At 60.8% G+C, this 22,455-nt stretch carries 15 protein-coding genes and 1 CRISPR repeat array (1 of these 16 cut by a window edge); of the genes, 13 read left to right on the top strand and 2 right to left on the bottom strand.

The annotated features are described in order from the left end of the window. Window positions 1–3,975: a CRISPR direct-repeat array (repeat unit 28 nt; unit sequence GTGCTCCCCGCATCTGCGGGGATGATCC) (it extends 898 nt beyond the left edge of the window). A gap of 51 nt (window positions 3,976–4,026) precedes the next feature. Then, complete coding sequence (locus GKC41_RS02670) at window positions 4,027–4,311, top strand: hypothetical protein (protein WP_229281566.1); 285 nt, start codon at window positions 4,027–4,029, stop codon at window positions 4,309–4,311. Window positions 4,312–4,662: 351 nt separating this feature from the next. Continuing rightward, the gene (locus tag GKC41_RS02665; protein WP_154312822.1) at window positions 4,663–5,379 is read left to right on the top strand and encodes a hypothetical protein; all 717 of its coding nucleotides are present in this window, start codon (window positions 4,663–4,665) and stop codon (window positions 5,377–5,379) included. Between the two features lie 160 nt (window positions 5,380–5,539). Here GKC41_RS02665 and GKC41_RS02660 read toward each other — a convergent pair whose 3' ends face one another. Together GKC41_RS02660 and GKC41_RS02655 are read right to left on the bottom strand one after the other, a co-directional pair. Beyond that, the gene (locus tag GKC41_RS02660) at window positions 5,540–6,766 is read right to left on the bottom strand and encodes a hypothetical protein (protein ID WP_154312821.1); all 1,227 of its coding nucleotides are present in this window, start codon (window positions 6,764–6,766) and stop codon (window positions 5,540–5,542) included. Window positions 6,767–7,397: 631 nt separating this feature from the next. Next, window positions 7,398–7,727, bottom strand: a complete 330-nt coding sequence (locus GKC41_RS02655) for a DUF4176 domain-containing protein (protein WP_154312820.1) — start codon at window positions 7,725–7,727, stop codon at window positions 7,398–7,400. Window positions 7,728–8,046: 319 nt separating this feature from the next. On the opposite strand from GKC41_RS02655, the gene rpsO reads away from it, so the two are divergent. The 11 genes from rpsO (at window position 8,047) to GKC41_RS02600 (ending at window position 22,412) form a co-directional block, all read left to right on the top strand. After that, window positions 8,047–8,316: a 30S ribosomal protein S15 gene (rpsO, locus tag GKC41_RS02650; RefSeq protein ID WP_024626835.1), complete on the top strand. Its 270-nt coding sequence runs from the start codon at window positions 8,047–8,049 to the stop codon at window positions 8,314–8,316. Window positions 8,317–8,567: 251 nt separating this feature from the next. Continuing rightward, entirely contained in the window at window positions 8,568–11,348 is a 2,781-nt protein-coding gene (locus tag GKC41_RS02645) for a polyribonucleotide nucleotidyltransferase (protein WP_154312819.1), read from the top strand. A gap of 81 nt (window positions 11,349–11,429) precedes the next feature. Next, complete coding sequence (locus GKC41_RS02640; RefSeq protein ID WP_154312818.1) at window positions 11,430–12,020, top strand: LemA family protein; 591 nt, start codon at window positions 11,430–11,432, stop codon at window positions 12,018–12,020. Then, window positions 12,017–14,281, top strand: a complete 2,265-nt coding sequence (locus GKC41_RS02635) for a DUF2207 family protein (RefSeq protein WP_154312817.1) — start codon at window positions 12,017–12,019, stop codon at window positions 14,279–14,281. The genes GKC41_RS02640 and GKC41_RS02635 overlap by 4 nt, the downstream gene beginning before the upstream one ends. A 78-nt stretch (window positions 14,282–14,359) precedes the next feature. Then, a complete protein-coding gene (locus tag GKC41_RS02630) occupies window positions 14,360–15,241 on the top strand; it encodes an aldo/keto reductase (RefSeq protein ID WP_154312816.1) in 882 nt (293 codons plus the stop codon). After that, on the top strand, window positions 15,238–16,218 hold the full coding sequence (locus tag GKC41_RS02625; protein ID WP_154312815.1) for a polyphenol oxidase family protein: 981 nt from the start codon (window positions 15,238–15,240) through the stop codon (window positions 16,216–16,218). The genes GKC41_RS02630 and GKC41_RS02625 overlap by 4 nt, the downstream gene beginning before the upstream one ends. 119 nt (window positions 16,219–16,337) lie before the next feature. Continuing rightward, window positions 16,338–17,129, top strand: coding sequence for an IspD/TarI family cytidylyltransferase (locus tag GKC41_RS02620; protein ID WP_154312814.1), 792 nt, complete (start codon window positions 16,338–16,340; stop codon window positions 17,127–17,129). 22 nt (window positions 17,130–17,151) lie between these two features. Further along, window positions 17,152–17,871, top strand: a complete 720-nt coding sequence (locus tag GKC41_RS02615; protein WP_029678109.1) for a pyroglutamyl-peptidase I — start codon at window positions 17,152–17,154, stop codon at window positions 17,869–17,871. A 144-nt stretch (window positions 17,872–18,015) separates the two neighbouring features. Next, complete coding sequence (locus GKC41_RS02610) at window positions 18,016–19,719, top strand: cell division protein (protein WP_154312813.1); 1,704 nt, start codon at window positions 18,016–18,018, stop codon at window positions 19,717–19,719. 319 nt (window positions 19,720–20,038) lie between these two features. Continuing rightward, the gene (locus GKC41_RS08990) at window positions 20,039–20,935 is read left to right on the top strand and encodes a CPBP family intramembrane glutamic endopeptidase (RefSeq protein ID WP_195760124.1); all 897 of its coding nucleotides are present in this window, start codon (window positions 20,039–20,041) and stop codon (window positions 20,933–20,935) included. 112 nt (window positions 20,936–21,047) lie between these two features. Continuing rightward, window positions 21,048–22,412 (top strand): C1 family peptidase, encoded by a 1,365-nt coding sequence (locus tag GKC41_RS02600; RefSeq protein WP_154312811.1) that lies wholly within the window; start codon window positions 21,048–21,050, stop codon window positions 22,410–22,412. The last annotated feature ends 43 nt before the right edge of the window (window positions 22,413–22,455 follow it).

Raw genomic sequence — 22,455 nt, 5'->3', positions numbered from 1 at the left:
TCGGATGTACATGATGAGTGCTCCCCGCATCTGCGGGGATGATCCGTTGATTGACATACATTCCGGCGATACGATTGAGTGCTCCCCGCATCTGCGGGGATGATCCTGACCTGACGCATGACAACAACAAGGCCGTGCTGTGCTCCCCGCATCTGCGGGGATGATCCTTTGTCCGAACCTGGATTGTCGTCCAGCCACCAGTGCTCCCCGCATCTGCGGGGATGATCCCAAACGGCGAAAGGGAGATTGCCTCCTTGTGATGTGCTCCCCGCATCTGCGGGGATGATCCTTTGCCAGCCATTTATCGAGTCGCCCCCTCTACGTGCTCCCCGCATCTGCGGGGATGATCCCGAAAGTCAGCTACGGTATGCATTCACGGAGGAGTGCTCCCCGCATCTGCGGGGATGATCCCGGTGCATATGGGTTGGTCTGAGGTCAGTTTTAGTGCTCCCCGCATCTGCGGGGATGATCCTGATTCAACAATTTCTGGAACTTCTGATAAGACGTGCTCCCCGCATCTGCGGGGATGATCCTGTCTTCATCGATTTGGTTATCAATCGAAAATTGTGCTCCCCGCATCTGCGGGGATGATCCCGTCACATCCAGCGTCACCGTAGGAGTGGAGATGTGCTCCCCGCATCTGCGGGGATGATCCTCTGTTCTACTAATGCCTGTAAGTCATACGTGGATAGCCTAAATAAGTGCTCCCCGCATCTGCGGGGATGATCCTGTGACACTTAGTGTGGTGACGACATGCAGACCGTGCTCCCCGCATCTGCGGGGATGATCCCATGTTCGAGTTCGATCATTCTGCAGCTAGAGGGTGCTCCCCGCATCTGCGGGGATGATCCTGGCAGTCCGGTCCACACCCGTCTGGTGAGCATGTGCTCCCCGCATCTGCGGGGATGATCCCAGCATGCCATGCGGGCCTCCGGCTGCCGAGTCGTGCTCCCCGCATCTGCGGGGATGATCCGCATTCCCAGTCAGCCCGAAAGGAACCGAAACGTGCTCCCCGCATCTGCGGGGATGATCCGGACCAAGGGGACTCGGCCCACGCTCCCCGACCGTGCTCCCCGCATCTGCGGGGATGATCCCTTGAATCTTGTTTTATGGGAATTTGGGGGACGGTGCTCCCCGCATCTGCGGGGATGATCCCCGCCACGCCACATGACCACATCCCCTGCCTCCGTGCTCCCCGCATCTGCGGGAATGATCCCACTTCCTATCAGGGGTGCTACAACGCCCAGACGTGCTCCCCGCATCTGCGGGGATGATCCTGCAACATGTCCATCTGCTTTTGTGAGCGGGTGGGTGCTCCCCGCATCTGCGGGGATGATCCCTGGGTGGTAGAGATGAGTATCATCATCCGGTATGTGCTCCCCGCATCTGCGGGGATGATCCCCGTTGGCCGACCAAAAATGCAGATAGGCGTTGGTGCTCCCCGCATCTGCGGGGATGATCCTGCCGAGACTAAATGAGTTGGTGAGGTTTTGGTGTGCTCCCCGCATCTGCGGGGATGATCCCTGCATGCCTAGCTGGGAGATACCTGAATTTTCGTGCTCCCCGCATCTGCGGGGATGATCCCACCGCGCTCATGCTCTCCGGCGGCAGCACGCAGTGCTCCCCGCATCTGCGGGGATGATCCGGCACACATTGAAGTATTTCACAAGTGATTTGCGTGCTCCCCGCATCTGCGGGGATGATCCCGTATGGATGTCAGAACGAGCAGCCTTCAAGGCGTGCTCCCCGCATCTGCGGGGATGATCCGCAGTCACCCACTATGAAGAATCGGATGATGGGGTGCTCCCCGCATCTGCGGGGATGATCCGCTCGATACAGCTCAGGCCGTATCCAAGGCACTGTGCTCCCCGCATCTGCGGGGATGATCCTCCGCCAAAACGACCCCGGCAGATCAGCATAGAGTGCTCCCCGCATCTGCGGGGATGATCCCAAGTACTTGGACAGGACTGACGGCGATAAGCTGTGCTCCCCGCATCTGCGGGGATGATCCTAGGCCGCTTATCTGCTGAAAGGTGGTGTGCCAGTGCTCCCCGCATCTGCGGGGATGATCCCCAAATGCCCGATCTGCGAGGACCTGCCACGAGGTGCTCCCCGCATCTGCGGGGATGATCCCTTCGTTCCTTTGTCTTTCTGCCGGCTCATATCGTGCTCCCCGCATCTGCGGGGATGATCCCCCCGGGTACGGGGTGTCCCCGTCCGCCGACTAGTGCTCCCCGCATCTGCGGGGATGATCCTATTTTCTGTCTCTCCGCGAATCTCAAAATAAGGTGCTCCCCGCATCTGCGGGGATGATCCTTTTTGAATGCGATCCGCAATCAAGCCGGGCGCGTGCTCCCCGCATCTGCGGGGATGATCCTGACTCAAAAATTGATAAGGCGAATGCGGAACAGTGCTCCCCGCATCTGCGGGGATGATCCTTCCGGTCCCTCCATGTCCAAATCCAGATTATCGTGCTCCCCGCATCTGCGGGGATGATCCGTCCTTGTAATGACGACGGATGGACTTTTCAGCGTGCTCCCCGCATCTGCGGGGATGATCCCATTCGCATCGTTTGCTGTATACAATTCATTTCGTGCTCCCCGCATCTGCGGGGATGATCCCCTTTTTAATGGTTCTGCCTTCCATCAGCTTGCGTGCTCCCCGCATCTGCGGGGATGATCCTATGGCGTATGAAAATCTGCCGAAAATCATTCTGTGCTCCCCGCATCTGCGGGGATGATCCGGACGGCAGATGCGCACAACACCAGAGGCCGGCGTGCTCCCCGCATCTGCGGGGATGATTCTCCTGAACAGTCTGTGTATCCTGTACTTTCCGGGTGCTCCCCGCATCTGCGGGGATGATCCCTGGCGAGGAAAGGGGAAACCATGGATACCGGTAGTGCTCCCCGCATCTGCGGGGATGATCCTTATGGTCGTTCAACTTTAGTTCATTCGCGGCAGTGCTCCCCGCATCTGCGGGGATGATCCCCGCTGTCCGCAATGCACACAGTAATGTGGTTCGTGCTTCCCGCATCTGCGGGGATGATCCGTCCATGAAGGCCTTGACGGCTGCCACGCCCACGTGCTCCCCGCATCTGCGGGGATGATCCAAGGTCAGCAGATAAAGCCGTTTGGCGGAAAGAGTGCTCCCCGCATCTGCGGGGATGATCCTCGTTACGAAAATTCTGCATGGCATACGATCCAGTGCTCCCCGCATCTGCGGGGATGATCCGCCGTCCTCGAAGGTGTCGATCTTGCCGGATGCGTGCTCCCCGCATCTGCGGGGATGATCCCGGTCTGGGCCCATTGCTCGAAGGTCTGTCCCGGTGCTCCCCGCATCTGCGGGGATGATCCGCTCGACCAACTGCATATCACTGTCGAGGAGGTGTGCTCCCCGCATCTGCGGGGATGATCCCAGTGGTGCGCGTGGCGAGGTGATGCGCCAATAGTGCTCCCCGCATCTGCGGGGATGATCCTACGGGGCGACCACTGCGGGTCTTATCAACACGGTGCTCCCCGCATCTGCGGGGATGATCCCCCAAGGATGGCGACGACCATCTTATGGATGCTGTGCTCCCCGCATCTGCGGGGATGATCCCAATCTCCCTGTGCAACGTCACATGGGACGCTTGTGCTCCCCGCATCTGCGGGGATGATTCGTGATTCCACTTGAACCGGTTAGCCACCTGGTTGTGCTCCCCGCACCTGCGGGGATGATCCTAATTCTTGGCAGATAAGGCGGTATATATAATGGTGCTCCCCGCATCTGCGGGGATGATCCCGGCAATTTCCTACTGCCGCTCGGTTCCGACACGTGCTCCCCGCATCTGCGGGGATGATCCCAATCAGCGTACCGCGACACGGACTGCCAACTTGTGCTCCCTACATCCGCGAGGATGATACAAAGAAGTGGACCTCAACAGTTTAGGAGTATACAAATACTGCTGGTGTTCCCCGCATCTGCAGGAATGATCCCACGGGCCATCGGATGATGCCCTTCAGGAACACAAATATGAGAGGAGATGAATGGCTATGGATGAGGATTTCATGAGAAAAATGGCATCCAAGGATAAGGCCTGCACCACTCATGACCATATTCCTGATGACCGGATCAACAGTTACGCGTCATGCTATCCCATTACTGATGATATGGATGAGACCGAACGGCGGGTCTGGGATTCGCTGGATGATGAGGACAGGAAAATGATCCAGTCGGATCGGACATACTATGGGACGAACTATGGTGCTGGTTTCGGCGGCAATAGCAAGGTGAGTTTCTACGATGTCCTCGGCATCAGGCAGTTCGACTGATTCATCCCGGGGCTCCTATATATTGCTGCAATTAGTAAAGGAAGCGCTATAGGAGCGCCGGGGAGCATCCATGACCGCTTCATGGTTCGAACATGAGTGTTTGATTCTTCTTCAGTCCCAGCAATCGCATTGATGCGTCCTGATTGAAAGTTGTTTCTGCCTTCAAGGCACCCATTTCCGCTTTGCAGATGACTAGCAGAGTGTTTGCACACGGATTGCTATGGTTTTCAGATGCGCATGATCGGTTGGGCAGAAGACGCGGCCCGGGTATTCCTGGGTGCGGATGCGCCTCCCGGTATAAGCTTGTAGGCGATGTGTCCACGAGTAGCGGACTTGGAGGTGTGGTCGCCGATGGAGCAATTCGACGATGCGGATGGCGCGGAATCCTGCAGAAGCGAGGCAACGGATTCCGCAGTCGTGCAACCGCATCCGGATGAGGCGACCGCAGTGAACAAGGTTTCGGCTCATCCTGAGGCGACCATTCCGGACTCTGAATACTCTCTGGCTGAGATTGAGCAGCGCCGTGCTCGCCCGGTCCGCTGGGTGATCTTCGCGCTGGCGATCCTCCTGGCCATCGTCATTCCTTATGGATATGGGCGCTCGCTGGCCATCAACCATACCCAGGGCGTGCTCCACTATGCCTCGGTTCTGGATCCGCGTGGCATTGCCTTGATCGCTTGGACGGTGACCGTGCTGACCTTTATGGGCATCGGCATGTCCATCATCGAGTCGTCCTCCTGGTTCTGGCGGGTGGTCTTCGTGCTGGGCCTGGCAGCCGAACAGCTGATCGCCGGCCTCTGTCTGCTCAAGATGAACTTCTGGTACAGCACCTTTGTCGTCTACCAGCATCAGGCCATCCTGGCCAACGCGGCCAATCTGGGCATCATCGCGGCCGGGCTGGGCGTGGCGGTCTTTGCCGTTATTTTTGTGGCCATCCTGGTCTGCGTGCGCAAGGATTCCCCCTGGAACACGCTGACTCACAGCTGGTCGGCCCTGTCCATGTTCTTCATCATTGAACTGATTGCCATCGCCATCGTCCTCTTCGGAGGCCTCATCACCGCGGCATGAATCATAGGATCGCTGAATTTACCAGAATATGCTGCACGATGGGTGTCGGTAACTGTCAGTTGTGGTTTTGGGTTGATTCCTGTCCGCACGCTGTCAAGAGGTGCGAACGTAAGACCAAAGCGCAATTGACCACGGGGGAGGGGGCTGATGCATATGGGCTTTACTCGGCTAATTCCCGATCCAGGCGTTTGGCTATCCGCTCGGCGTAGGAGGTATCTATGATGATTAGGCTCCCGCAGGTCACAAACAGAGCGACGAAGGGCCAGCCCATGAGGGTATGGACCCATTCGGGAAGGGTGAAGAAATCAGTGAGGAGCATGAGCGGCACCAGGATGTAAACGCTGTAGCCGAGGACATGCATGGTGTAGGGGATGGTAGTTCCTGTGATGTATCGCATGCCGATCCAGTAATTGTCGAGGGCGATTTGGAGTTCGCGGCTGCTGGCCGGGGTCATTTGGTGTTGGGGGAATTGCCGGTGGGTGGCCCAAACCCATGCGCCGACGCCGATGGCGAGGCCTAGGACGCAGCTGACGATCGCTGTGGTCCGTCGGGGCATGCCCAGGAGGACATCGCCGCCCTGGAGTGGATGGTACGGTTCGGAGCGGTGCCATGCGCGGGCTATTTTTAAGGCGGATATGAAGATGATGACGATCAGCGCGATGACGGATAAGGGGACGGAGTAGTGTCTTCTGTTGTATTCCCTGGCTTCCGGGGTCCGGTAGCGCATGGGGGCCTTAACGGGCTGGTTGCGGACGCGGTCCCAGTAGACGCGGGTGAACCGGTCGGGCAGGAAGCCGATGGCTTCGTAGCGCCACCATGCGGGGCGGCTGGCGTGCCAGTTCGGCATCGGCCGTGTCCGGCGGCGAACCTGGTCCTCCCGCCGGTGATCGCGGGCGAGGGCGCGAACCTGGCGGGCGCGCAGGAGCCTGGTGACGGGGTTGTCGGGTCCCTTCCAGGCCAGGAGGCTGACCTGGTCCTGGGTGAAGATGACCAGGCCGGGGTCGGGGGTGTGGCCGACGCCGACCTCGGGCAGGGGAGCGTCGCCCCCGGGAACTACGCCGGGTCCGCAGGCAACGCCGCCCACGGAGCAGATCCTGCCCGCGTACCATGGACCGGATGACCCGGTGGTCTGTTCGGGTGGCTGCACATACTGGCCGACCAGGCGGACCACTAGCCCGTCCTCTCCCAGCCTGTCGAACCATCCGGTGCCTCTGTAGGCCCCGGATACGGTGGCAGGCCCGTCGGCCAGGACGACCAGGGAGCCCAGGGGCAGGACCTGCCCGGGCCGGGGCCGGCCGATCCTGCCGCGCCGCCGCCACACATGCCCCTGGAAGGTCTGCAGGCACAGGCCCCGCGCCAGAAGGTAGGGCGCCAGGACGCGGTCCATCAGCCGCCTCGACCTCCACGCATTGAACGACATCAACACAAACAACCAGACCAGCATCGCCGGAGAGCCTAATGCGACATCTATCAATAGGTACAACATCAGTACGCCCCCACTAATATCATCCCCGGTTTCAATCCGAGCCGCGCACATGGCGATGCAGGAGACAGTGGGAAAGCTACCATAGATTGTCCTTCATATGGCCCCACTGTCATCTCCATTCCCGCGATTGACGGAATCGTCGTAAAAAGCGTTGCCGGCTACTGTACCGAGGTATCCTACGACTAAACCAATTCCAGCTCCTACAATCCTACCTGGTGCAGGGGCGATTGAATCCCACAACTGCTCCAGCGGCAGCTCATGCTGCAGCACCGATAACACCATCAGAGGCAGTGATCAGGCCATGAGCCATAGCGTCTTGGGTAGCTGCCTGTTGTCAGTATGTGCCGAAGGAATCAACAATGCCGCTCAATGATTCAAAACCGAAGAAAATCGCCGACCATGAGAGAGCGGTTCAACGTGCTCAGTTGCATGGCCTAGGCGGTTGCTTCATCAACGCATCCGTCAAGGTCGTTTTTGGTCTTCTCCCCTCTATCCCTTTTATCGAGTATGTCCTATGTGACCGGTAACTGAATCAAAGATGAAGGTGGGGGTAGGAGGTTGATTTGGTGACTTCATCAAACCTTTGTTCATAGGATCGTTCCTCGGCGTTGATATATCCCATGAACACTTTTTCCGTCACGTCTTGGCGGTTGAAGAAAATGATCTTGGCCGGATCGGTCATGCCATACGGGAATTGTACGGCACCATAGTCAAAGTAACCCGTTGTTCCATGCATGACTGTCAACGGAGCGCGGGCGATGATGACCAGCAGGGTACCCGGGTCTCTTCTGGTTTTCACCACGGATCCCAAAGGAAGAATGGTATCTTCTGGTTTGATGGAGTTCTGCTCGGATTGTTTCATTAGGTGCCCTCTTCGGTGGATGAATGAAGTTGCCTTCCTTCAACTTCTCTAACAACCTATGGTAGGACTACACGGTAAATCACGGTCGGTTCATGCAACACAGTGCGACATCTTCGCTACATCGGAGTGAAATGGCTCATTCCTCATTGGCGCCAATCCAATCTTCGGTGTGCTTTCCTTTGTTTTGCTGATTCCGTCACTGTTTGCTTGGTCCGCAAAATGTGTATAATTGACTTTTGGCGTGTTTCGCCCGCGGATCGAGAGCGCTTCAGCATAGGGCTGGTGCACCGCGTAACGGAAGAATGCAAGAGGAGGAGCCGTGGCTCTTACGAGTGAGCAGAAGCAGGCAATCGTCAAGGAATACGCGACCCACGAGGGTGACACCGGTTCCCCCGAGGTCCAGGTGGCTCTGCTGAGCAAGCGCATCTCCGACCTGACCGAGCACCTCAAGCAGCATCAGCACGACCATCATTCGCGTCGCGGCCTGCTGCTCATGGTCGGCCATCGTCGCCGGTTGCTGGATTACCTCAAGAAGGTGGACATCAACCGCTACCGTTCCCTGGTGGAGCGTCTTGGACTACGCCACTGATATGCATGCTTTCGCCCGGGCCTAGCGCTCGGGCGCTTTTGCATGACTGAACCAGGCACCGTTAACCCCGGGATGGGGTTGCAGAAGATGGTGCCGAACTGAGAATGCAAGGCTGGCCCGCAAGGAATGAAGATAGCCGGACACGGGGTTCGGCAGGACCAGACCGAAGTAGAAGGATATCCGGCAGTAAGTTGATGCCGAGCATCCTGACATCAGGTAGTAAACAAGCAGTAGACAAAAGGAGGAACCCTATGGAGGGTCCCGAAATCACGGCTGTAGAAGCCACGATCGATAACGGATCATATGGCAAGCGCACGGTGCGCTTCGAGACGGGTCGTCTCGCCCAGCAGGCGGATGGGGCAGTAGCCGCCTATCTTGATGACGATTCCATGGTGCTGTCCACCACCACCGCCGGATCCAGCCCCAAGGAGAACTACGACTTCTTCCCGCTGACCGTTGATGTGGAAGAGAAGATGTACGCCGCGGGCAAGATCCCCGGCTCCTTCTTCCGTCGCGAGGGTCGGCCCTCCAACGAGGCCATCCTGGCCTGCCGGTTGATTGACCGCCCCCTGCGCCCCCTCTTCCCACACACCCTGCGCAACGAGGTCCAGGTTGTGGAGACCATCCTGGCTGTTAACCCCGAGGATGCCTACGACGTGCTGGCCCTGAACGCGGCCTCCGCCTCCACCCTGATTTCCGGTCTGCCCTTCGAGGGTCCGGTCTCGGGTCTGCGCCTGGCCCTGATTGATGGTCAGTGGGTGGCCTTCCCCCGCTGGAGCGAGCGCGAACGCGCCGTCTTCGAGCTGGTCGTGGCCGGCCGTGTGGTCGAGGGCGGGGATGTTGCCATCGCCATGATCGAGGCAGGCGCCGGCAAGAACGCCTGGAGCCTGATCTATGACGAGGGCCAGATCAAGCCCGACGAAGAGGTGGTCGCCCAGGGTCTCGAAGCTGCCAAGCCCTTCATCAAGGTTCTGTGTGAGGCCCAGAGCGAGCTCAAGGCCAAGGCCGCCAAGCCCACCAAGGACTTCCAGCTCTTCCCCGAGTACACCGACGAGCTCTATGCTCGCATCGACCAGGTGGCACACGCCGACCTGGACCAGGCCCTCTCCATCGCGGAGAAGCTGCCCCGCCAGGAGCGCATCCACGAGATCAAGGAGAAGGTCCGCGAGGCTCTGGCCGACGAGTTCACCGACATGGATGATGCCGAGAAGGACAAGGAGCTGGGCAACGCCTTTAAGGAGCTCCAGCGTCAGATCGTCCGTCGCCGCATCCTGACCCAGGACTACCGCATCGACGGCCGTGGCCTGCGCGACATCCGCACCCTGTCCGCTGAGGTGGACGTGGTGCCCCGCGTACACGGTTCCGCCCTCTTCCAGCGCGGTGAGACCCAGGTGCTGGGTGTCACCACCCTGAACATGCTGAAGATGGAGCAGACCATCGACGCCCTGTCCGGGCCCACCACCAAGCGCTACATGCACAACTACGAGATGCCGCCCTATTCGACCGGCGAGACCGGCCGCGTGGGTTCGCCCAAGCGCCGCGAGGTGGGCCATGGCAACCTGGCCGAGCGCGCTCTGATCCCGGTTCTGCCCAGCCGTGAGGAGTTCCCCTACGCCATCCGTCAGGTCTCCGAGGCCATCGGCTCCAACGGGTCCACCTCCATGGGCTCCGTCTGCGCCTCCACCCTGTCCCTGCTGGCTGCCGGCGTGCCTCTGAAGGCACCTGTGGCGGGCATCGCCATGGGCCTGGTCACAGGCGAGGTCGACGGTCGGCCCACCTACAAGACCCTGACCGACATTCTGGGCGCCGAGGATGCCTTCGGCGATATGGACTTCAAGGTGGCCGGCACCTCCGAGTTCATCACCTCCCTGCAGCTGGACACCAAGCTGGACGGCATTCCCGCCGACATCCTGGCCGCCGCCCTGCAGCAGGCCAAGGAAGCCCGGGCCACCATCCTGGACGTCATCAACGAGTGCATCGACGGGCCCGCCGAGATGAGCCCCTATGCGCCGCGCATCATCACCACCCAGGTTCCTGTCGACAAGATCGGTGAGGTCATCGGACCCAAGGGCAAGATGATCAACCAGATCCAGGAGGACACCGGTGCCGACGTCTCCATTGAGGACGACGGCACGGTCTACATCGCCTCCGAGGGCGGCGAGGCAGCGGCCAAGGCCAAGGAGGTCATCGACCAGATCGCCAACCCGCACGTGCCCGAGGCGGGGGAGACCTTCAACGGCAAGGTGGTCAAGATCACCAGCTTCGGCGCCTTTGTCAATCTGACCCCTGGCACCGACGGGCTTCTGCACATCTCGCAGATCCGCAACCTGGCCAACGGTGAGCGCATCGACTCCGTGGAGGACGTCCTCAAGGAGGGCGACACCGTCGAGGTCGTCGTCCAGGGTGTGGACGACCGCGGCAAGATCTCTCTGGCCATCCCCGGCTTCGAGGACCAGGAGTCGGCAGGCGGCCGTGATCGCGGCGGCCGCACAGACCGTCGTGACCGTGGTGGCGATCGTCGTGAGCGTGGCGGTCGTGGTGACCGTGATCGTCGTGATCGCCGCAGCCGTTCCTCTGAGCGTGAGGATCGGTATGAGGCCCCGCGCCGTTCCCGCTCCGAGCGTGATGATCGCTACTACGACGACGAGGACCAGGAGGATCGTCCCCGGCACCGTCGTCAGAGCCGCGACCGTGACTATGAGGACGGCGGAGACTGGTTCGAGGACGAGGACCGTGGCTCCCGTCGTGATCGTCGTCGGGTCTCCCGCGACGATGATGAGGATCGTGGCGGCCGTGGCCGTGGCGAGCGTCGCGGCCGTAGCAGCCGTGCCGACCGTGATGACCGCGGTGATCGTGGCGGTCGTCATGAGCGTCGCTCTTCCGGACGTGGCGGCTATCGTGGCCGCAGGGAGAATCCGCGCTACGCTGCCGACGAGCACTACGACGAGTACCGGGCCGACCGGGAGGAGCGCTCAGAGCGTCCCCGTCGCCGCGTACGCAGGGACTTCGATCCCTTCGACAGTGAGGACTGATTCCCACTGATGCGGGGACCCCGTTCCATTGGACGGGGTCCCCGTTTTTGTCTCTTCTGAATTGAGTGAGAGAATGATGGCATGTCCGTATCAATGATCGTGCTCATCATCATCCTTGTGCTGGTCGTGTTGCTGGTCATCTGGGGAATCGGTATCTACAACGGTCTGGTCAATCTGCGCAACCGCGTGGCCAATGGCTGGGCCCAGATTGACGTCCAGCTCAAACAGCGTGCCGATTTGGTGCCCAACCTGGTCCAGACGGTCAAGGGCTACGCCTCACACGAGTCCACCGTCCTGGAGGAGGTGACCAAGGCCCGCGCCGACGTGGCCCAAGCCCAGGCCCAGACGGCTGGCGGGGACCAGATGCAGGCACGTGCCGCTGCTGAGCAACGGCTGGGTCAATCCCTGGTCACTCTGATGGCTCGGGCGGAGGCCTACCCTGAGCTCAAGGCCAACCAGAACTTCCTGGACTTGCAGCGTCAGCTCAAGGACCTGGAAGACAAGATCGCCTACGCCAGGCAGTTCTACAATGATGTGGTTCAGAAGTTGAACACCCGCATCGAGACGGTCCCCTCAAACATCATCGCATCCCTCTTCCACTTCCGTCAGGCCCAGTACTTCCAGGCTGACGAGGGTAGCCGTCAGGCGCCCGTTGTGGACTTCGGACAGTGAGCGCCCCAGCGGCCTCCTCCAGGAAGGCGGGCTCGAAACATCCCGCCTCGGGTCATCCCTCCTGGAGCACCTCACGCTTTCTCGGGGCCTTGGCGCTGGCTCTGGTGGCAGCCTTGGTGACGTGCCTCGCTGTCCTGTATATCTCCAACAGGAATCGTCCCGACCTGGTATACGATTCGGTGGATTATGATGTCCAGGTCCTGAATAATGGGGATTTGCGTATCAGTCAGACCCTGACTGTCACCATGAATTCCCGCGAGGACGACAACGGCAAAAAACGCCCTTGGCGGGAGCTCTACCAGCGCTATCAGATCAAGCCTGACCGGCTGACCGGCATAAGCGACGTAAGCGTTACTGACCTGACTAATGGCTCCACATATAGGCAGACCAACCCGCTAAAGTATCCTGATGATGTCAAGTACATTCACGACTGGGACAAGAACTGGGCCGGCACCTGGTATATGGGCATGGTCTCGGACTGGAGGCTGAAATCCTACAAGCCGGGCGATGCGGGCCAAGGGTCCGCCTGCGGCGATCTGGGCAATCAATGCCAAGTGGAGCTGGGCTGGAACATTCCACAGACTACCAAGGATTCAGGTCGGCGCTTCCGCATCGACATGACCTTCCACGGGGTCACCACTGCCCATCCCGATGTGGCCGAATTCCAATGGGAGCCCGTGGGAGACACCAACCAGATTCCCGTTGAGCATGTGAGCGCCAATGTCAAGCTGCCCAAGCAGACAGGAACGGAGAAGGGCAAGGACGCGAAGGCCTGGCTGCACTTCGCTGGCAGGGGTTCCTACCAGGTGGTGGATGACAGCCGTATCCGATTCTCCGCAGACCACATCAAGCCGGGCCAGCATCTGGATTTGGTGGTGCTCTTCGATGCGGGGAGGACTTCCTCGGTGGTCAGGACCGATTCTCAGCCGGCACGCGACCGTATTGTTGGGCAAGAGCGTCCGCAGTACGAGCACTGGCACGCTGAGCAGACCAGACGGGCGAGGATCGGACTCTTGACGGGCGTCTTGGTACTCTTGGCTGCTATCGGGCTGATTGCAGTGATGCTTTGGCGGTCCTTCCGCAATTATGGAGACTCCCAGTACCAAGGCGATATCATCTACTACCGTCAGCCTCCTGATCTGTCACCCGCCGTGGCCGCCGTTATCAACGATGTGATGCTGACCCGAGAATCCCCTATTGGCAGGCAATTGTCAGCAACCATTCTCTCCCTGGCCTCCAAGCGGGCCATCGCTCTTGTTCCCGTCAAGTATGAGGACCGGGCGAGTTTCGGCGAAGGATCCGTGACCACCCAGGTGAGGAGCTTGCTGCTCAAAGGCAAACAGCAGTCCATGGAGGTGGTCATCAATCCGGTCTGCAGCAAGGATCGAGCATCCCTGGCCCTGTCCTCAAGCGAGGAAGCCTGCCTGAGCATGCTGGAAGGTGCCTCCACTATGATCGGCTCCGAGAATAAACGCTTCGACCTGTATGAGATGATTGCGCTCTTCGCCAAGACTGAATCCGATAATGGCAGGGCCTACCTGGATGCTTTCTACCAGGCTGTCGAGTATGAGACCAACAAAGCCGACCTGCGCACCTATCGTCATAATGTAGGGATCTTTGCCTTCCTGGCTGTGCTCTTGGCTGCTTTCATTCTGTTGGCCGGATTCCTGCCGGGCACCGTACTGGTACGTGCGCTCTTGGCCATGCTTCTGGTGGCTGTGGTGACATTCTCCTTGCGCTATAACTGTTGGCGGGTGCTGAGCAGGAATGGACAGCCCATGGCCGGCCAGGTGTCGGGACTTCGGCGCTATCTGCTTGACTTCAGCGATTTTAGCCACCGGGGTGTGGAGGATCTGGTGCTCTGGGACCGTTACCTGGTTTACGCTACGGCCTTCGGCATAAGCGACCGGGTCGTCGCTCAGCTGGCACAGGCCAGCCCTGAACTGACCGACTCCGACTGGCTGAATGACAATGCGCGCGGCAGCCTGCTCTACTGGACCTTCCTGCCTTACAGCCAGGATGTTGCGGCGGCTTCCTCCCTGAGTGACCCTGAAGCATTGGCTGTCAATTCAGCGCTCGGCCAAGGTGGCGTGATTGATTTGGGTACTCAATTGACCCAGGGACTCGACCAGATTGGCGGCCTGATTGGCATGGCCAGCGGCAACGGCTCTGGCAGTGTTATTGGTGGGTTTGGCGACGGCGGTGGCTCCTTCGACGGTGGCGGCGGTGGTTCCGGTGGCGGATCCTTCGGCGGCCGCTGAGACCGGGCCGCCAGTTAAGCTCGATGGGAGGCCGGCGGTGTCGAAGCCGGCCTCAATCTACAAGACGGGAGTACATGCATGACATCGTCGATGCGGGCCTTGGGGCCTTTTACTACGACAGCGGTCGGACTGGGTTGCATGGGATTGTCCATCGAGGGCAAACCGGACCAGGCAACGGCCATCGACGTCATCCACCAGGCCCTGGATGCCGGTTGTCGACATCTGGATACCGCCTGGTCATACTACGAATCGGGCGGCCCCGAACAGACCAACGAGCGACTGGTTCGCCAGGCTTTGGACTCCTGGAAGGGCCCCCGTCAGGACGTGCTGGTGGCCACCAAGGTTGGGCACTACCGCAACTTCACTGACGGACGGCCCACCTGGGCTGTGGACGGTCGGCCGGAGAGCCTGATCCGGCACGCCAAGGAGTCCGCTCAGGCCCTGGGCGTGGATACCATTGACTTGCTCTATATGCACCGTCCTGACCCGCAGGTGCCCTACCAGGAGTCCCTGGAGGCCATGGCTGAGCTTGCCAAGCAGGGCGTGGCCCGGGCCCTGGGTGTCTCCAACGTAGATATTGAGCGGATGGACCTGGCTCGCAAGATTCTGGGCGATGACCTCGTAGCCGTGCAGAATCAGTTCTCGCCTACCTTCACCAGCTCCCGCCAGGAGCTGGACCATGCGGCCGAACTGGGTTTGGCCTTCGTCTGCTGGAGCCCCCTGGGAGGCTTCCGAGCGCCCAAGGACGAAACCCGTTATGATGCCTTCCGGCAGGTGGCTCGGGAGCGCGGTGTCTCCCACCAGCGCGTGGTCCTAGCCTGGGAACTGTCCCAGAACAGCAACGTCTTTGTGGTTCCCGGGGCTCACAGGGCGGCCACCATTCTGGATTCCCTACAGGCGGCTGACATGGGACTGAGCGAGGACGAGATGGACCGCCTGAACCGGGCGGCGACTGCATGAGCCGCAAGCCCCAACCAAGCGAGCAGAACGTCCAGGGCGTTCAGAGCGAAGCCTGGGATCGGGAACGAACCCTGCTGGACAGCAGCCCCCTGTCCTCGCTTGACGATCAGGGCCGTCCCATCCCAGTCACCATTCCCATAGCCCTGGCACCAGGGATCAAGGTGGTCTACACCACAAGGCTGGGCGGGGTCTCATCAGGCGATTATGCCCAGCTGAATCTAGGTGGCAAGGGCGGTGACGACCCGCAGGCGGTGGCTGCCAACCGTCAGGCCTTGGGCCGCCAGCTGGACCGTCCCATAGTTCTGGTGGACCAGGTTCACTCAGCCCGGGTCTGGGATGCCGACCAAGGTCAGCCCCAGGGACGCTGCGAGGCCGATGCTCAGGTGAGCACCCGGCGTGACCTGGCCCTGGGCATCTTCGCTGCCGACTGCCTTCCTGTGCTTTTGGCCGACCCTCAGGTCGGCGTGATGGGGGCGGCCCACTGCGGCCGTCGTGGTCTGGTTGCCGGAGTCATTCCGGCAACAGTCCAGGCCATGGCCGACAAGGGAGCCGACCCGTCCAGGATCGTGGCAACCTTGGGGCCTCGAATCTGTGCGGATTGCTATCAGGTGGGTTCGGAACTGGCCGATGATTTCGAGAAGCGTTTCCCCGGCGCATCCGGACCATGCCGATTCGGTGGAATCGCCATCGACATCGCCGCTGCAGCCATGATGGAGCTGAAGGCGGCAGGAGTGACCAATATTGTAGACTCCGCCCACAGGGTCGGTGCCGCCACCAGCTACCTGCGTCAGGACCCGGACCTGGAAGAGCTGTGCAGCCAGGATAGCGAGGGTCCCTCCCTGTCGAAGCGTCTCGAGGAATTGCGGCGACCACTGTGTACGCTGGAAAATCCGCTTTGGTACTCCCACCGCCGGGCCTCGCTGGCCAGCAAGACGGGGGAGGGTCGCATGCTGGCCCTCATTCTGGCCGATGACTGACGTTGTGTGCTGATTGATCCTGCCCCTGGCAGCAGGAACAGGCCTCGGGTGCAGATGTTCGGTGCAGATAGCGCCGGGTCTGCACCTATCTGTGTTTTCGTATGGGTACCGTTGAGTCTATGAGTGAGAGCAGAGCATCGGCAGCCCCGTCCGAGGTCAGTCAGGGTAACGCAGAGTCGGAGGAGCAGATTCAGCCGGTTGTGGCGGTGATTCTGGCGGCCGGGCTGGGCGTTCGATTCGACGAGAGCAACCCCAAGCAGCTGGTGCAGGTGGGTGGCAAACCCATCATCACCTGGTCCATTGACGCCTTCCAGTCCAATGCCCGGGTCACCGACATCCTGGTCGTGGTCAACGATCGGGTGCGGGAGGCTGTCGAGGCCATTGTGGGCGATGACACCTATGACAAGGTCCGCACGGTCATCCAGGGTGGCATCGAGCGCATGGACAGCACCGAAGCGGCCCTGCAGACCCTGGCTGATGCGGAGATCCCCCAGGATGCCAAGCTGCTCATCCACGATGCTGTGCGTCCCTTCGTCAGCCAGGAGTCCATCAATGGCTGCATCGATGCATTGGATGCCTTCAACGCCGCAACCGTGGCCGTGGCCTCGACCGACACCATGCTGATGGCCGGCGACCTGGGCGAACGCAAGGTGGTGCGCCAGGTGCCTGACCGCGACAACATGTTCAGGGCTCAGACCCCACAGGCCTTCCGTTTCAGCACCCTCCGCAAGGCCTACGACCTGGCCGCCGCGGACCCCGACTTCCACCCCACCGATGACACCCGGGTCGTGGTGGACCACCTGCCCGAGGAGCCGGTGGCCATCGTGACCGGCAGTGTGACCAACATGAAGATCACCCTGCCCTCGGACATGCCCATGGCTGAATGGATAGCGCGCTCCCTGGCGGGGTGAAGCCCTGTGTACCATGGGGCACATGGAGCAGATCAAGGTCATCGTAGCCGGATACGACCATTACCAGGGTGTTGACGTCAACCCCTCCTATGAAGTCTCACAGGCTCTGGCCGAGCATGGCATGGAGGGCATGCGCCCTGTCGGCCCCACCGAGGAGGACCCTTTGGAGGGCGTGGACCTGGCTATTTCCTCCGTCACCATGCCAGTCAGCTTCGCCAAGGCCTGGCCCATACTGCATGAGGCCATAGAGCGGGTGCGCCCCGATATCATCATCGCCACAGGTCTCAAGCGTCGGGCTCGCGGCATCGCCATGGAGCGTTGCGCCGTCAACCTCAAGGAGGACGACGCTGACGACCGTGAGAACTTAGGGGAGCAGGAGCCTCAAGATAACGACCGCGAGGCCAGCCGTCAGCCCATCGACCCCCAGGGTCCGGCCGCCTACTGGACACGGCTGCCCTTGAGGGCCATCCTGCACGATTTCGGCACCTGTGGCATTCCCGCCACGCTGAGCTCGGACGCGGGAACCTATGTCTGCAACGCGCTCTTCTACAACTTGCTGGCATGGGCCGCAGGACACAAGGATGTCCTGGCCGGGTTCGTCAGCCTTCCCCTGGTCAACGAAAGCGGCGGTCAGGAGTGCGGCCTGCCCCTGAACCAGCAGATACAGGCTGTGCGCGAGGTGGTCAACGAGACCATTCGCTACTATCGCAGGCCCTCCTCCAGCCCTATTCTTATTGCCTGAGACCGGTATGTAAGGCCAATGTGTCGGCGGCAGGTCAGACGGCGAATTTTGGCCTGCCATGGGGTAGAGTCGAGGTAAATCCACCGGACCGAAGACATTCTTGTCACGGGCCGGCATGTCCTGGTGGCGAAGAGGAGTGTTTCCATGGCCGAAGATCAGTTTCCCGTTGTCCTGCGAGGTTATGACAAGGAGCGGGTCGACCAGGCCCTGGCGGCCTCGCGGAGCAATCTGGCCCGGTTGCGTCAGCAAATCAAGGCTGACGATGACCGCATTCTGAAGCTGGAGGCGGAACTCCAGGAGGCCAAGTCTCGCAAGGTCGAACAGCCGCGCAACTCCTTCGCCTCCCTTGGAGCCAATGCCCAGCAGCTGTTGGCTTCGGCCGAGCAGACCAGCACCGAGCTGCTCAACCGCGCCAAGCAGGATGCGGCGTCCACCAAGACCTCCGCCCAGGAGAAGGCGACGACCCTGGTTAACGAGGCCCAGCTTGAAGCCAAGCACATCGTGGACGAGGCCAACGCCAAGGCCAAGTCCATCGTCGAGGCAGCAAACGACGAAGCCAGGACCGTCACCACCACCGCCAAGCAGCAGAGCGAGCAGAGCAAGTCCGCAGCAGACAAGGTCGTGGCGGAACGCCGTCAGGCCCTGGATCTGGAGCTGCAGAACTCCCGCGAGGAGCACGAAAAGCGGCTGGCCACCAGCAAGGCCACCCAGGACAAGGAACTGTCCGAGCAGAAGGCCAAGGCCGCCAAGGAGATCGCCGACAAGCGGCGCAAGAGCGACGAGGAGATCGCCAAGCTCAAGAAGGATGCCAACGATCAGATTCAGAAGGCCCTGGCCGAGGCCAACAAAAAGCTGGCCGACGTGCGTGAGCAGGTCTCCAAGAGCCTGAATGATGCCCGCAGGCAGGCCTCGGAGATCACCGACAAGGCCAAGTCCGAGGCCCAGCAGATCGTGGACGAGTCCAAGGTCACCAGCGCCGAGACCATGGCCAAGGTGAACGCCGAGGCCGAGCAGGTCCGCTCCGACATCGCCGCCCAGCAGGAGGATGCCACCAAGAAGGTGGGCGAGCTGCTCAAGAGCCTTGAGGAACGGCGGGTCAAGACCGAGAAGGAGTCCCAGGAGCTGATTGAACAGGCCAAGGCCACCCGCAAGGATGCCGATTCGTTCGCCTCCTTCAAGCGCGAGGAGTCCGAACGCAAGGCCAGCCAGCTGCTGGAGGAGGCCAAGCAGCGCGCCCAGGACGAAGTCGAGGCCCATCGCAAGGCCGCCCAGGCTGAACTGGACGGGCTCAAGGACCACATCACCAAGCTGCAGCACCGGGAAGCCACCATCACCTCCCGGGTTGACGAGCTGCGGAACATCTTCTCCAAGTCATTCGGTAACTTCGATGGCTTCCACGATGAGGCTGTGGTCAATGACGAGGACGAGGGGCAGGCTCCCAGTGTTCCCGTAGTCAATGCTGTACCTGCCGCGGATCCGCTACCTGTGCCTGCTCCGAAGGCCGAAAGCGAGGATGATGGTGTCGGTCAGCCCGTCACCGAGAACCAGGAAGAAGCCACTCAGACTTCGGTCGATTCGGTCGCAGAGAGCCAACCGGCCGATGACCTGGCGGCTGATGATGCGGCAGCTGATTCCGTCAAGGATGCCAAAGATGAAGCCAGCGCAGCTGTGGCTGTCCGGTCCTCGGCCAATATGCCGACCCAGGTCCTGCCCTCCCCGGCACCGAGCGTCCTGCCTGATGCATCCGTCCAGGCCAAGGATGGACAGGTGGAGAAGGCGGTCACGGACCAGGAGACTACGGTCATTCCGCCCATCAACGATGACGTGACCCCGACCGATCGGGACTGATCAGCGAACGTCCATATTCGCCAAGGCCGGCTTGCAGGCATGATCTGGAAGCCGGCCTTTCTTTTTCCCATCCTTCCTGGAAATTGCGTGACCCCATGCCGAACCGGCATGGGCGTCAATCTCGATCCGAACCGCTGCCGTGGCCTAGAGTCAGTGGTGAAAGGGTGCAGGCCAGAGGTCACAGGGTTGGGAGAGCATCATGCAGCATTCACAGCACGCATCATCACATGTGTCTGCCACAGATTCGATCGAGACGGATGCGGGCAGACAGAGAGGGTCGAGCGCATCCGAAGGACCTGTACGCTCATGGAGTGCCCAGGTGCGTCGTGGGGTGGATCTGCAATCTCTTTATGCTCTGGTGTACCTGGTGGTAGCCAATCTGATTGCGGGAGTTCTGAATCTACCCTCGGTGGCAGCAGCCCTGGGCATTGCTCGTCAGCCAGGTCTAGCTGATTTGCTGGGCGATCTGGTTATGCTGGTCTTTCTCTTCGGCACTCGCGGCCAGGACCTGCTCGGCCGTGGCTCCAACCCGGTACAGTACAGGGCTCGGACCAATCCCGGTCCGGCCGTGCTGATCGGGGCCATCCTGCTGATCATGCTGGCCAGCAGCATCGAGACGGGCTTCACCTGGGTGGTCAACCAGGGATCCCAGGCCCTGGGGCTGGTCTACCATTCCACCACCTCCCAGATCGCTGCGGGCCAGCACGGGTTCCTGTCGCCTCTGGACACGGCCATCATGGTCCCCGTCGTCGAGGAGTTCCTGCTGCGCGGCGTGGTCATGGGCAGGCTCAGACCCTTCGGACGGACCTTCGCCATCGTCACCTCCTCCTTTATCTTCGCCTGTCTGCACGGGGACATCACCCAGAGTCTGTTCACCTTCCTGCTGGGTCTGGTCCTGGGCTTCATCGCCATGGAATACTCCATCCTCTGGTCCATGGCTCTGCATATCTTCAACAACCTGGTCCTGGCTGACGCCATGATGTGGCTGACCCAGACGGTGCCGGCCCGCACCGGCACGATGATCAACCAAGGAATGACCATTCTGGGCCTGGTTGGGGGACTGGTCGTCCTCTGGCTGATTCGTGGACAGCTGGCAGACTACCTGCGCGCCAACCGCTCACGTCACGGAACCTATAAGGGTTGGATCTCTCTTGGGCTGGCCGTCCTGGTGGTCCTGGCAGTGGTCAATGCAGCCCAGCGCTTCTCCTTGGCTTGATAGGTACAGTTGTCCACATCCTCCTCCAGGCGAACCCTCGATGACCGATTCCCGCTATGCTGGATGCAGGGATGCAGATACATCCGCATGAAAGGAAACAAGGATAAACCGTATGACATCAGCACTGACACCACTGGATCAGACCCGTTTGGAGGGCCTGCGCACCGCCTTCGATGAGCGCGAGGCCAACCACGTCGCCATGAACGCCGTCACTCAGGTAGGCATTGACGAAGTGGCCCACAACTATAATCGCTCCCGCCTGCTCCAGCACCGATTTTCGGTCAGCATCGACAATGGTACGGTCACCTCGCAGGCGCACTCGGGCCGCTGCTGGCTCTTCAGCTCGCTGAATGTAGCTCGATTCGTTGCCCGCAAGGCTCTGAACATTGACGGCGAAAGCACCGCCAACCCCATGGGCGACTTCGAGCTGTCCCAGAACTACGCCATGTACTATGACAAGCTTGAGCGCGTCAACTACTTCCTGCGCGACGTGGGGGCTCTGGTGCGTGCGGGCGAGCCCGTCGACTCCCAGCTCATGCGCTTCCTGATGGGCGATGCCATGGGCGATGGCGGCCAGTGGATCATGGCCATGAACATCTATAAGAAGTACGGCGCAGTGCCCAAGCAGTACTATCCTGAGACCGCCTCCTCCCAGAACACCAGCCAGATGAACGATCAGCTGCGTCGTCTGCTCCATCAGGCCACGGCTCACATGGTGGCCAAACCGGACGGAATCGATGAGATCATCGACCGGACCCTGGAGGCCGGTCACCGTATCCTGACCATTCATCTGGGCACCCCGCCCACCAGCTTCGACTGGGAGTGGACCGACAAGGACAGCGTCTTCCACCGGGATGGGCGGATCACCCCGCAGGAGTTCTGGAAGCGCTATGTGAATGCCGGGCTTGAGGACTATGTCTGCCTGGTTGACGATCCGCGCCCCGAGCACCCCAAGGGTCGCAAGATCGGCATCGAGCATCTGGGCAACGTGGCCGGCGGCGACCCCACCGAGTACCTGAATGTCCCGGTTGAGGTCATGAAGGACTGTGCCCGTCGTCTGATGAGCGAGCAGGGTCTGCCGGTCTGGTTCGGCGCCGACTGCCACCCCATGATGGACCGCAAGGCCGGTCAGTGGGCAACCGACCTGTTCGAGTACGGCCGGGTCTACGGTGTGGACTTCGATATGGACAAGGAGCAGCGGGTGCGCTTCGGCGACTCGGCCCAGAACCATGCCATGGCATTCGTGGGCGTGGACGTGGCCGATGACGGTCGGACCACCAACCGCTGGCGGGTGGAGAACTCCTGGGGTGGGGACATCGCCAACAAGGGCTACTTCACCATGAGCGACGACTGGTTCAGCCAGTATGTCTATGAGGTGGCTGTACCCAAGTCCATGTTGTCCGAGGAGTATCGCAAGGCCTTCGACCAGGAGGCCATCATGCTGCCCGCCTGGGACCCCATGGGTGCCTTGGCCTGAGCTTACCTATCTGACTGTTCGCTCCCGTGGTCTACAGGGGTCG

The sequence above is a fragment of the Bifidobacterium asteroides genome (assembly GCF_009683175.1).
Taxonomy (GTDB): domain Bacteria; phylum Actinomycetota; class Actinomycetes; order Actinomycetales; family Bifidobacteriaceae; genus Bombiscardovia; species Bombiscardovia asteroides_H.
Note: the sequence above shows the minus strand (reverse complement) of the source record. Positions and strands in the feature narration are given on the sequence as shown.